The organism is Sporosarcina pasadenensis (genome assembly GCF_047228845.1).
Taxonomy (GTDB): Bacteria; Bacillota; Bacilli; order Bacillales_A; family Planococcaceae; genus Sporosarcina.
The window spans coordinates 121,315-133,757 of sequence record NZ_JBFEGM010000005.1; the positions used below are offsets into that span (position 1 = coordinate 121,315).

A 12,443-nucleotide genomic window follows, 5' to 3' on the forward strand; every position below is an offset into this window, starting at 1 on the left:
CTGTCATCGACTTTCTTATTTTCTTTATACAATTGTAGTGAATAAACTGAATTGTTCACTGCACAGGCACCGTTGCTGCCGGTACCGATGTAAAGCCACCTCTGTAAACCCCTTCCCCTTACTCCCCAAACATCGCTTCATAAACCCTTCCCGTCTGAGGGTCAACCCCGTACCAGCCTAACGTGGCGAGACGCTCATACTGTGTGCCGGCGTCCATAATCTCATACACGAGTAAGACATAGTGGCCCCTTTCATTGTCATGGTCATAAGCCACCTTTGTAACATCATACTCCCCAATACGAAGGTGTTCCTTTACTGCGTTTTCTGCTTGGTCCCGGGTTAAAGGGAGTGTCGGCAGGCTCGGATTAACGGGACCCTTTGGGTAAAGGTGATCCGGTATATCGTAACCGATGTTAGCGGTATCCGCGTATAACCCATAGTTCATTTCACCTTCTCCAAAGCTTATTATATAAACTTTTGAACCGTTATAATCTACTTCTTTCACAATCTCGACACCCGGATTATACGTTCTCAAGTGAGCAAGTACTTCATCTGCGGTGACGTTAAGATGTTCTTCCGTTGAAGGAACCCATTTCATGTCGTCCATTTTCCAATAGCCGTCTTCCTTCACGACTGTGTAAAAGAGGGTAGCGCTGTAGGAAACAACGCCATCGCCAAATTCAATACTGGATGCGATAAATCGATCCGCAGCTACTTCATGTAAAGTGAAACGAACATCTAGACTCGTGTTAGGAAAGACCTTCACATCATAGTCAAAATAAAATAGAGATGCGTTCCCCTTCAAGTATCCATCGGTGAACTCAATAGATGCGTAATCTAATAGTGATGGCCGAATCATTCCGAAGTAGTCGTCAGTCTCCATATCTGAAGTCACCTCGAACTGCTCCCCATGCTTCCAAAATACTTCGGATATTGAATCTAGCAAACCTTCAACGATCTTCTGCGCCTCTTCGGTAGATAAAGGCTGAACCTTATCCGCATCCGTTGACATAGCACTAACTGTTTCGTTTGCATCAAAGTTTGTTTCCACTTCCCCAAAACCAGGAGCAATACTGAAATTGACAACCGGATACAACCCAAACCTATTTTTTAAATACAGTCGAAGCAATGGCTGCTCGCTGTTTCCCCGGATGATTTGGTGCAGGCCGCTTTGGTGGACCTCTTTTACGGCGTCGGCAAGATCCGATAGAAAAAAAGTGTCAGCTCGAATGTGCAATGATTTAAAAAGGGCCGCCGCTTGTTCATCATTCCGGTCTGCACCAATCAAATCCAGGAATAATGCTTCATTCCCAGACTGTAGGGCTGCATGCAACGGCTCCATCGACCGCTCTGGCGAAGTGATGTTTGTCAATAAAAGATGGCAACCAATAAGCATCCCTGCCAAAACGGCAAATGTTGAAATGATTTTAATAGACAACCTGCTCCGTCTTTTAGGTTTTTTATCAACCTCCGCAGGACGTCTCCAACCGCAGTTTCGGCAAAATAGTTCAGCAAGCTCCATGTCCATATTGCAGGATGGGCAACTATCTTGGTCCAAATTATTTCCTCCTAGCATATCTATCCGTTGGAGAATGCGACATTACACAACTGATCGCTTTTTGCCCCCAACAAACCCACCAACAAACAAGCACACAAACGCCAACACAAATGTAATAGCAGCCGTTCCGATAATCGGCGCCTGGACTTTGATTGAGAAGGGTTCGACTACGGTTATGGAAATTCCCATCCGCGTCGCGACTGTAAACAAAACAAGGAGAACAGTATACGTAGCTGCAAATAAAACGATTGATGCCAATTGCTCCACCGGCGAATGAAAAACTTTGAATCCAACAACCCCCAAAAGGATGATCGGAATGAAGATACTCAGCTTCATCCAGATTGGCAGACCGTCATCACCCCGGAATAAAAAGATCTTCATGAACTCCATAGCATCCGGATTATCCGGGAACGCCTTCGCAATCCCATCTGTCGAACTGAATAGATATGCGTTGACGGAGAGCATCATATCTTCCATTTGCAACTTGAAATTCAGCGGCACCAAATGCGACAAAGTGATGAGCCAAAACGGACCAAGCGCGATGAACAACGACTCGCCCGCCGCCTCAACGCCATTCAGTTGCAGATCCCCTGCTTTATACGTTACCAGTGTCCAGAATGATAGAAGGGAACCTATCCCTGCGATCGTGCCGACAACAAGTAGCGAATAAAACCCGTATTGATAAATCGGATTCATCGTTTTCATTACCGTAAATGCCATTTTTCCATGTTTCGTGAAAAACGCTGTGACGCTCACGATCACAAGCGCAAGGAGCAGTGCAGTGATGAATGAAGTGACAATAGAAAATTTCAATGATGCCTCACCTGCGACGAGTGCCGCCCATCCTTTGCCGCTGCCACTAATTTTCCAACCGGCAAACAACGTGGTGATTGCTACGAAAAAGGCATAAATAACGCTCATCCATATGGCTGACGGAAGAATAGGCAAACCAGATTTCCATGCGCGCTTTCCAAGCAAAACCCCGCCAAGTGCGAGAATTAAAGAAGGTATGAACAGCAAATAAGGAGCTAGGTTTTTCAAATCGGCCTTTATTCCAAAGGTCGTCAAGAATAAATCCAAATTCGCCTTCAATGCGATATCTGCATTATGGAGCAATGCGACAAATGTCGTGATACCGTAGACTTTCGGGCCTGAAACATTGACCTTCTCTTCGAGCAGATTTTGTGCCATCATGTTCATTCTCTGCAAGTCCTTGGCGGAATAGGAAATTCCCGTACTCGATTCAACCGCGTCCAATACGACTTTTTCCGTAAACATTTGGACGACGAAAGCGGACAGTAGTGCCAATATAATCGCAATAGCGGCCGGCACCAGAGCAGCTTTGATGAATGCCGGGGAAAGAAGGGAGTCCACTCTCAAAGCAGGTTGCTTCACTATAGGCACAGAGGATTTTACAGAACTGACATCGACCTTTTGAGCGCTTTGTTCAAACACAATCAAATGGTGCCCGCATTGTTTGCAGTATGCATCCGCAGCATCACTTTTCCCGCCACACTTTCCGCAATAGACTAAAGGAGACGCGAAAAACCCTTTTGGAATCGGAAGTAAGGCTGCGCCATCCGCCGCGCAATACAGATCGAACTCGTTATTATTTGCTCCACAATCTTTACAGAACAATGCGCATGGCCTCCTTATTCCTTCACGGATATTCCGCAGCACGGGCAGAAAACAGCGGATTCCGTTATATTCGTCTCACAGTTCATGCAAGCCTTTTCAAGTGTTTCTTCACTCGTTTGCTGCTGGGCAACCGCTTCCCCGCAATGGCCGCAGAACTTGTCTGTCGGCTGGACAGGATTCTTGCAGCCGGAACAGCTGGCGGTGTCGCTTGCTTGCTGGGCTTTCAAAAGTTCCAATTGCTTTGCTTTTGAATAAATTTCTTTGTCCAGTCGCTCGATAAGTGCGGATAGTTTCAGGAGGTTCTCATCCTTTTCAAGGCCTTTTCGTATTTTCAAATGAATATCATTGCCAAGCTGAATGATCAGCTTTATACGTTCCTGGCGTATCTGTTCCATTTCCGTCTTCACTTGACTCGTTTCCTGGACGAGTTGCATCTTCTGCTTGCCCGTCTGGATAGTGTCCTGCAATTTATTTAACCCGCCACCGATTTTCGTTTGAATGGTCACACTCAATTCCCCCTCATGATTTATTCTTCTTTGTATCTTCAATATGAATTTTAAGTATGCGCAAACCGCTGCCAGAGCCGTTCTTCTCGAACTCATATCGTTTTTTGCGGTCATACTCCAGCGTCTCACGCTTATCTGTATAATAAAATTTCTCACGGACATACAGATGGATGACGTCGCCGATAATTTCAGCATCCACTACTTCATTGGATGAGAATACATAGAAACTATCCGGATCCATATCCGCAATGAACTTCTTCATTTCCTTATACACATTACTTCCGCCAGTCAAATACGGCTCGACGTACGCAAAATTCCGGAAGTTCAGCGCATCCTCATACGCACTCCTAAATGCCTGGTACGTTTCCGTGGCTTCCTGAAGAAGTGCAAGATCCGACTCCGCCTTTTCCCGTTCTATTTTCGCTGTTTCTTCCCGTTCCAATCTTGCCGCTTCTTCCAGCTCCAACCTTGCAGCCTCTTCCCGCTCCTTCGCCTCCCGTTCCTCCTTCACGAGCAATGGAAAGGTGAATGAAATCGAGTTACCCGGAATGCCGATTACCTTTTCCGACTCCTCGGTTTCGCCGCCTTCCAAAGTCCGGATTGCATGGAACGTTGCCCCTCCACCAAAAACCGGCGCTATCGACGGAAGCTCCGCAAGTGTTTTCTCCGTAGATTTGCCATTCACGACGACAATGCTGTCCGAAGGCATCCCTTCCAACTGAACTGCATAGGCAGATCGGGACAATTTGATTTCTGCATCTTTATTAAAAGAAGATCGATCAAAAAAAATGCTTTCCTCCGTGTCAACGTATGTATTGTTCCCTTTCAACGTCAATGTGTAGGAGTCCGGCAAAACATTAATGATCGTCAACGGCTTCCCCGTCAACTCGAATTCACGATCCGCAATTACTAAAGACGTATCCGTAAGATCCGTGTCGATGAACAACGGATGGGGAATCGGTTCAATTAAAGCAGTCGGGTACACGTAAAAACGTCTGCCATATTTCACCCGGAACAAGTCAACTCCGCTCTCATCCACCACAACTTCAGTCAAACGTGAATCCTTCACTCGGTCGACTGTATGTGTCAGCTCGTCAAACAACACGGAAAGGTCCTCTGTTTGCAAACTCTTTGTAAAACTGTCTTTCACGTAAATCAGATCGTCCCGCTCATAGAACTCCGCAAAAAGTGCCTCGCCATCTTCATCAATAATCGCATTATAGATGCGCTTCAACTGCTTCGTACTATCGTTCAAATGAGAAAGAATAAAATGAGTTCCAACAGCAAGCAAACAGAATGCAACGACTACCGACAGCCACACCTTCGTCTTCCGTTTCACCGGCTCACGCGGCGTCTTCGTCCTTTTCGGTATTTCTGACGACCTTGCCGGAACAGACGAAACCGGGACAGCGGTTCCACAAGACGGACAAAAAGCCAGCCCTTCCCCAATCCCGCTGCCACACTCTTTACAGAACTTACCGACCACGACAATATCCCCCTTTCTTTAAAATGATGCTATCAACCTATGAACACCACCACACGTTTATGCTCAAAGCCCCCACACACCAGGCCCCTTCTAAGGTGCCTGTGCATGGTGCATTTATGACAATTCATCATTCCGGATAAAAATACAAAAGGAAGCCAACGACATGTTGCCACCATCGACTTTCTCTTTTTTCATATACAATTGTAGTGAATAGACTGAATAGTGACGGTGCCTGTGCACCACACATTTATGACAATTCACCCTCCAGTATAAATACACACCAAAAAAGCCAGCCATTCCCCATATGACTGACTTTCCCTTTCCGCAATATACAATTGTAGTGAATAAACTGAATAGTGTCCTGCACAGGCACCAAAAGGAGCGGCACCCATAAGATTCAAAATACCATCTCCAACAAATAAATCACCAACGGTCCCAGCATGACGATGAACATCGCTGGGAAGATGAATAGCAGCATCGGAAATACCATTTTCACCGGGGCTTTCATTGCTTGTTCCCGCGCCATTTGTGTGCGCTGTTCGCGGATCCGTTGGGTCAATGAGCGCAGCGCCTTTGCCATGCCGACGCCCAATATGTCCGCTTGAATCAAAGAAGTGATGACGCTTTGAAATTGATGGACCGGCACGCGGCTCCGCAAGTCAGCGAACGCTTCCCTTCTTGACTTCCCAAGTTCCATATCTCGCATCGTTTGCAAAAACTCGTCGGACAACGGTCCCTTCATCTGCCGGCTTATTTTCATAATTGACGCATCGAGCCCCATTCCGGCCTCGATCGACAAGTTGACCATGTCGAAGAAATCCGGCATCATCTTCTGGATCGCAAGCCGCCGCCGCTTGATGAGCGCACTTACATAAAAAGACATGTAATACATGGAGAGAATCGCCATGACAGAAGACAAAAGCACTATGGAAATAACCGGAATCCCCATCTTCAACAACAGCAGGACAAAGCAGAGAAAGACGGTCGCTCCGACGAGAAATTGAAGGAGCCGGAAATCGGTCGGCGTCAAGCCCATCGGATAACCCGCCTCGCGCAGCCTCTCCTCCAAAGCCCTCTTTTTCGCAGGCTTCGTGCGATGATCGATCCACATTTTCAGACCGCGATTGGTTCTCTCTAAAATGCCCCAGTTAAAAGCCTTCCTACCTTGAACTGTTTCTAGCCGATCAATACCATCGTCCGAACCGAAATAGTCAACCAATCTACCATAGATAACAATCTCCCGCCTGAACAGTTGACTGAGGGCCGCTCCAATGATTAACGTAAAAAACAGTGCACCGAACACGATGAACAATACGGAAGCCACTTCCTACACCTCGATATGGACAATTTTTTTAATAAACAACCAGCCGACAATGATGCTGAAAGCTCCATAAATGACCATCGCCCAACCGACCGGGTGGGAAAACAGCGTCGCAAAATACTCGGGGTTCACCAACCGGATATAGACAGCGAGAGCAATCGGCAGAATCGTGATGATGACAGACGAGAATCGCCCTTGTGCGGTCAGCGTCCGGATTTCGCCTATGATCCGGGCCCGGTCGAAGATGACGTTTTGCATCGTTTCCAATAAATACGCCATATTCCCGCCCGTTTTCCGTTGGACGATCAACGTATTCAAGACGATTTCCAACTCTTTTTCCGGAAGCCTCTCCTGCAAATTGTGAAAAGCCTCTTCGTACGATAATCCATAGTTGATTTCCTGTATCGCTTTCAAGAATTCAGGGCCGAGTGGGTCATCCATCTCTTCCGCCACCATTTTGAGCGCCTGCATGAAGCTGAAACCCGCACGCATGGCATTCGCGATAATACCGAGCGCCTCCCCTAGTTGGTTGGATGCCAATTGCAGGCGAATTCTTCTTCTTCTCTTAACGTAAGCAATCGGCAAATAAAATACAATGACACTTATTATGGCAACAAAGAGAAAATGCATTTCATAATAATTCCCCATCAACAGAATGAGAACGACAATAATCACGCGGCTAATAAACAACTCCCCTAACGAGAGCTTCACCCCCGATTGGACGAGGAGATGTTCATTCTTCGACAAGTTCAAGGCGGATTCAATCGCCTTCGCCAGCGACTTGATCAGGGAATTACGCTTCTCCTCTTCCCGCCTTTCACGTTTCTTCACGACTTCCCATTCAATATAATGTTTCAGCCTTTTCTCGTACTTTCCTTTTTCCACGACAAGAACAATGAAAAGCCGAAAAAGCAAAGTGCCAAAGATAAATGCCAGGGAAGTGAACAGGAGCATTTTCATTCCCACTCCCCCTTCCACAAGAACTGATTGCTGGACATCAATAATCTCTCATAACAGTAAGGTCGAATGCCGGTCGATGTAAATTTACCGATAACTCTCCCCAACGTGTCCTTACTCGTTTGATAAACAAAAATATCCTGCAGGATGATATTGTCGCCTTCCATTCCAAGAACTTCTGTGATCTTCGTTATTTTCCGAGACCCATCCCTCATCCGATCCTGTTGCACAATCAAGTCCAATGCCCCTGCTATCTGTTCACGGATCGCACGTACCGGCAAGTCGAAACCGGCCATGAGCACCATCGTCTCAAGCCTTGCCACTAAATCTCTCGGTGAGTTGGCGTGCCCCGTCCCCAAACTTCCTTCATGCCCCGTATTCATCGCCTGAAGCATATCCAACGTCTCAGCGCCACGCACCTCACCGACAATGATGCGGTCCGGGCGCATCCGTAAGGAGTTTCGGACTAAATCGCGAATCGTGACCTCGCCTTGACCTTCAATGTTCCGCGGACGGGATTCAAGCGACACGACGTGCTCCTGGGAAAGCTGCAGCTCTGCCGCATCCTCGATCGTGACAATCCGCTCCTTCGTGGAAATGAAGGAAGATAAGACGTTCAATGTACTCGTCTTCCCCGTTCCCGTCCCGCCGCTAATGAAAATGTTAAGCTTAGATTCCACAGCCGCTTTCAAAAAGGCTGCCATGTCTTCATTTAATGTATGCTTGCGCAATAAATCATGAATCGTAAAAGGCACTTCGGAAAATTTCCGGATTGTGAGTGTCGGTCCTTTCAAGGCAAGAGGCGGAATGATTGCATTCACACGCGAGCCGTCGGGCAACCTCGCATCGACCATCGGGACGCTTTCATCGATCCGCCGTCCGAGCGGTGCAACGATCTTCTCGATGACACGCAGTATGTGAAGGTCATCCCGGAATGAAATGTTCACCTTTTCAATAACGCCGCCGATTTCCACATAGACGGCATCCGGCCCATTCACCATCACCTCTGTGACGGAAGGGTCTGCAAGCAACGGTGAAATCGGGCCATACCCAGTCAGTTCATGCGTTACATCCTGCTTCAACTGCTTCTTTTCCTCAAACGATAGATGGTTCGCTTCACTCAGAAAAAACGCATCCGCAAGCTGATGGATGAGCGGCTCCAGCTCCTTATCCTGATGGGCAGGTTTTTTCAGCTCATCGACGAGATGATTATGGAGCCGAACCCATAGATCGCTGGACGACTTGTTCAATTCGATCGGCTGCAGTCCCTTTGCCGAATTACGATTCGGTTCCTGCTGATTCCCACCGAGCCGCGAAAGCAATGACATTACGCATGCCCCCCTGCATGGCCGAGCACTTCCGCCAGTTTATTGTTGGACTGGTTCGGACGGACTATCACATCAGCCATCTTCGTTATATTCCGCGCAAATCCCGACCGCGGATGGGACATTTGTACAGGAACCCCTTCATTCGCAGCTGTCGTCATCAACTTCTCCTTCGCAGGCAACGTTGCGAACAGCCTCTCGCCGACAACTTGTTCCACCATGTCCATCGAAATCCCTTTCACTTTGAATTGACGATTCAGCACAACTTTCACACGGTCTTCGAGTCCCAATAAAGCCAACGTCTCAATTAGCAACTTGCTATTTTTCAACGTCGGCAAATCCATATACGTCATGACGAGAATTTCATCCGAACTTTCAAGCGCCACGATAGTATTTTCATTCATATGGCTTGACACATCGATCAGAACGACATCGAACCGCTGCTTCAACGAATGGATCGCTTTCCGCACATCATTTCCCGTAATGACTTCGGCAAATTCCGGACGTTGAGGTGCCGCCAAAATGGAAATGCCATGTTTGGAAAGTGTCAAGTAGTCCTCGATCCGTTTCGCATCCAAGTCCTCTTTCACCCAATCGTAAATCGTCCGCTTCGGCCTCGCGTCCAAATACATCGACACATCGCCGAACTGTAAATCCAAATCGAGGATGGCTACCCGTTTCGAATGCTTTGAAAGCGCCGCAGCCAAATTGACAGCGATCGTTGTTTTGCCGACCCCGCCTTTCGTACTCGCAACCGTTATCACTTTCGCATTATTCCGAAGCTCAGGCTGTTTGCGCTCTAACGAAACCCTCTTCTCCATCGCATGGCGAAGAGCTTCTTGGATTTTCTCGAGAGGCTCATCAAGGAATATGACGTCATCCGCACCAGCCCGCATTGCCCGCTTCATATCGAATTCATCTTCCGACTCGAACACGAACAAGATTGGCGTCGTCATGTAGGACTGGGAAATCTTCGAACAGAGACTATAAATATCGATAAAATTGAGATTCGGCAACAGGACGACACAATACCCCGCCAAAGCCTTCAATTGCTCGAATAGCATTGATTCATTTGCTGCCCAATACAACTCCATATCGCTGCTCGCTGCAATTTCTTCCATCCGGGACACCCATTCCCCGTTTCCAGTCAAGGTGATCAATTTACTCATATCGGCCTGAACACCCCTCTATGCAAATCATCTTCATGGACGTGCGTGCGCTCCGGCTCAATCTCATGATCCCCCTCTTCCCGCAACAGCAAGTGAAGATCATACTTTGTCGCAAAGCTCAACGTCAGCCCCTCAACCGGCGTCACTTCAATCGTCACCATCTGATAACGGTTCATCGTTTCCTCGTCATCCGCTGCGTGGCCAATCGCCAACACCTTCACATCCTGCAACAATAGCGTCGCCGCATCATGCTGCGTCTCCTTCTGCTCCTCCGGTACAACTAAAATCGCCACGACATCGACATGCGATCCCGGCTCAATAAACCCCGCCACTCCTTGCACATCGGTCACCGCAATCGTCATCGCACGTTTGCCTTCCGGAATCGGCAGCATTTCATTCTTCTGCACTTCTGTAGGTTGCTGCTCGGTAGGTTCCTGCTTGGCAGGTTGTTCAGCTTCTGTCTCCTCGACAACGACAGGAGCTGCCTGTTTACTAGTTTCATAATTCTTAACGACGACATACAACATGCCGGCAGCCAGGAATCCAAACACGATTGCCACTAACCAGATTCTTTTCGGATTCACCTTTTCACCTGCTCAATTGTTTTTTGTTATTTCACGAGTTTCACTCTATAAAGATTGGTCTCAGTTCCGTTGTCATCAAAGATGCCTCCGGTGACGAAATCCATGAAGCGGCCGGTAATTACATGATTGTTTTGGGTACCGACTTTTTCTATCCAAACTGCAGCAAATCCGCTGATTTTCACGATGTCTCTGCCTTTTGCGTCTTTGTAAGTTTCGATTAACGGAATAATAATGACTCGATTACAGTCAAAATCAGCTGTTTCATAGACTTGGCAGTGCTGCTTATTCGCATCCTGATCAATTCGATGTTGAAAAGCAGGTCTAGCAATTCCCCAGCTTAATCCCGGCTCGGTGAGTACTTCATCTCCAATTTTATAAGTGGATTTACTTCCATTTTTTATCGTTTCACCCATCGCCGATCCATTTCCTTCAAGCGCTAAAAAACCATAATTCCCCTTATTGCCGTTGCCAGAATCAAAGTTCAAGTTATACTGATTGCCTGCTTGATAATCGCCTAATAAAGGGCCAACAGGTACAATCCCATCCTTCTTCACCAATGCCGAATGAACCAACTCAGCGCGTGCAACGGCATAGATATCAGCATCCTCTATCCCCAGAATTCGTGCAAACGTCATTTTCTTATTGACCGTTTTCTCAATTTCGATCGCTTTAGCCTCTGTCTCCAATTCAATATCCGTTATTGTAAATCCGTTTTTAGATGCAATATGTTTTGCGGTTTGTTTTGCTTCATCTTGGGACACTAACAAACGCTGTGCCCCTCCAAGTACAGCTGCATCCAATGCTTTTTGAAGCCGGCTTTTTTCGAAATAGATGGCGCCTGCATCGACGACGAAGGCAGTGAAACCAAGCAATGCAACGATGCTGAAGGCGACAAGTATTTTGGCGATGCCGCGCTCTTCCTTCACTGGAAACAGCAACGCATGAATTATTTTTTTCATTTATTCCACCCTCATTACTGTTTTGTTTTCCAGTTCTATAGGTCCGGTCATATAACTAATAAACGGCGTTAGTAGGTCAATAGAGTACTTTAACGTAATCGTGACGTCTTTCCCGCTCGTTCGATTCGCTTTAGGTTTCGGATCAATGTCTTTTTTCAATTTGTCTTGATTCAAGCTGCTCGTCGCCAGTTCGATCTTTTCATTGATTTTGCCATCATCCGCCCCGACTGCCGCAACTCTGGCGGCTTCCCTGCCGGCATGGTCGAGCGTCAAATACGCATGAAATACACGCCCCAGATCGGTTAAGCCAAATAATAAGATTAACAATATCGGCAGGATGAGTGCGGTTTCGACTAGCGCCTGCCCCCGTTGTGATTTCACATATACGCCTCCATTACGAACGCCAATATCGCACCTATTGCGATCGGGATTGCATAAGGAACGTATAGCGACTTGTGCGATTGACCGAGTTTCTGGATGTCTTTGTTTTGATTGAATACGAGAAAGGAAGAAAGCGTATGTTGAATTGTGGAGCGGAGCCTTCTATTTTTCAGTAAAATAAAGAGAGAGATGATTCCTCCGATGGCTGCCCCGAAAAGGGTCGTGTACAGTACGAAAACCGCACCCTTCCATACACCGACTGCTGCCAGCAATTTGACATCCCCCGCTCCGATTCCCCCCTTGATGAACGGGATGATCAACAGCCCAAGCCCGACCAAAAATCCAAGACCACTCATGAGTAACCCGTCGAAACCAGACGTCACACCATGAAAAAGGAAACCTAATAAAATAGCAGGCAAAGTAATAACGTTCAATATCTTTCGTTGACGTACATCGGTGACAACTGAAATAAGGAGGACAATTGCAATCATAATATTGGCCAAACGGAATTCTCCTTTCATATGGAAATAGCCCAACTAAAGTCGGGCTATTTGCTAAA

General features: G+C 47.1%; 12 protein-coding genes. All 12 read right to left on the reverse strand.

The genetic code is table 11. The features are described from left to right. Positions 1–118: 118 nt before the first annotated feature. On the reverse strand, positions 119–1,558 hold the full coding sequence (locus AB1K89_RS08805; protein ID WP_413054398.1) for a zinc ribbon domain-containing protein: 1,440 nt from the start codon (positions 1,556–1,558) through the stop codon (positions 119–121). A gap of 42 nt (positions 1,559–1,600) precedes the next feature. Continuing rightward, positions 1,601–3,196, reverse strand: a complete 1,596-nt coding sequence (locus AB1K89_RS08810) for a hypothetical protein (protein ID WP_413054399.1) — start codon at positions 3,194–3,196, stop codon at positions 1,601–1,603. Between the two features lie 14 nt (positions 3,197–3,210). Further along, entirely contained in the window at positions 3,211–3,702 is a 492-nt protein-coding gene (locus tag AB1K89_RS08815) for a zinc ribbon domain-containing protein (RefSeq protein ID WP_413054400.1), read from the reverse strand. Positions 3,703–3,715: 13 nt separating this feature from the next. Next, a complete protein-coding gene (locus tag AB1K89_RS08820; RefSeq protein WP_413054401.1) occupies positions 3,716–5,188 on the reverse strand; it encodes a TcaA NTF2-like domain-containing protein in 1,473 nt (490 codons plus the stop codon). 397 nt (positions 5,189–5,585) lie between these two features. Next, on the reverse strand, positions 5,586–6,512 hold the full coding sequence (locus AB1K89_RS08825; RefSeq protein ID WP_413054402.1) for a type II secretion system F family protein: 927 nt from the start codon (positions 6,510–6,512) through the stop codon (positions 5,586–5,588). A gap of 3 nt (positions 6,513–6,515) precedes the next feature. Continuing rightward, positions 6,516–7,469 (reverse strand): type II secretion system F family protein, encoded by a 954-nt coding sequence (locus AB1K89_RS08830; RefSeq protein WP_413054403.1) that lies wholly within the window; start codon positions 7,467–7,469, stop codon positions 6,516–6,518. Then, positions 7,466–8,794 carry a TadA family conjugal transfer-associated ATPase gene (locus tag AB1K89_RS08835; protein WP_413054404.1) on the reverse strand — a complete coding sequence of 443 codons (1,329 nt, stop codon included), beginning with the start codon at positions 8,792–8,794 and terminating at the stop codon, positions 7,466–7,468. The genes AB1K89_RS08830 and AB1K89_RS08835 overlap by 4 nt, the downstream gene beginning before the upstream one ends. Beyond that, the gene (locus AB1K89_RS08840) at positions 8,794–9,960 is read right to left on the reverse strand and encodes a CpaE/TadZ family protein (protein WP_413054405.1); all 1,167 of its coding nucleotides are present in this window, start codon (positions 9,958–9,960) and stop codon (positions 8,794–8,796) included. Before AB1K89_RS08840 ends, AB1K89_RS08835 begins: the two co-directional genes overlap by 1 nt. Next, entirely contained in the window at positions 9,957–10,544 is a 588-nt protein-coding gene (gene cpaB / locus AB1K89_RS08845; protein ID WP_413054406.1) for a Flp pilus assembly protein CpaB, read from the reverse strand. The genes AB1K89_RS08840 and cpaB overlap by 4 nt, the downstream gene beginning before the upstream one ends. A gap of 26 nt (positions 10,545–10,570) precedes the next feature. Then, positions 10,571–11,503, reverse strand: a complete 933-nt coding sequence (locus tag AB1K89_RS08850) for a pilus assembly protein TadG-related protein (protein WP_413054407.1) — start codon at positions 11,501–11,503, stop codon at positions 10,571–10,573. Beyond that, complete coding sequence (locus AB1K89_RS08855) at positions 11,504–11,884, reverse strand: TadE family protein (protein ID WP_413054408.1); 381 nt, start codon at positions 11,882–11,884, stop codon at positions 11,504–11,506. Further along, the gene (locus tag AB1K89_RS08860; protein ID WP_413054409.1) at positions 11,881–12,387 is read right to left on the reverse strand and encodes an A24 family peptidase; all 507 of its coding nucleotides are present in this window, start codon (positions 12,385–12,387) and stop codon (positions 11,881–11,883) included. The genes AB1K89_RS08855 and AB1K89_RS08860 overlap by 4 nt, the downstream gene beginning before the upstream one ends. Positions 12,388–12,443: the final 56 nt, after the last annotated feature.

What these genes read in the sequence shown, in the direction of transcription:
- AB1K89_RS08830 (WP_413054403.1), bottom strand. Translation starts at nt 7,469, where the DNA reads ATGAAAATGCTCCTGTTCACTTCCCTGGCATTTATCTTTGGCACTTTG.
- AB1K89_RS08835 (WP_413054404.1), bottom strand. Translation starts at nt 8,794, where the DNA reads ATGTCATTGCTTTCGCGGCTCGGTGGGAATCAGCAGGAACCGAATCGT.
- AB1K89_RS08840 (WP_413054405.1), bottom strand. Translation starts at nt 9,960, where the DNA reads ATGAGTAAATTGATCACCTTGACTGGAAACGGGGAATGGGTGTCCCGG.
- AB1K89_RS08850 (WP_413054407.1), bottom strand. Translation starts at nt 11,503, where the DNA reads ATGAAAAAAATAATTCATGCGTTGCTGTTTCCAGTGAAGGAAGAGCGC.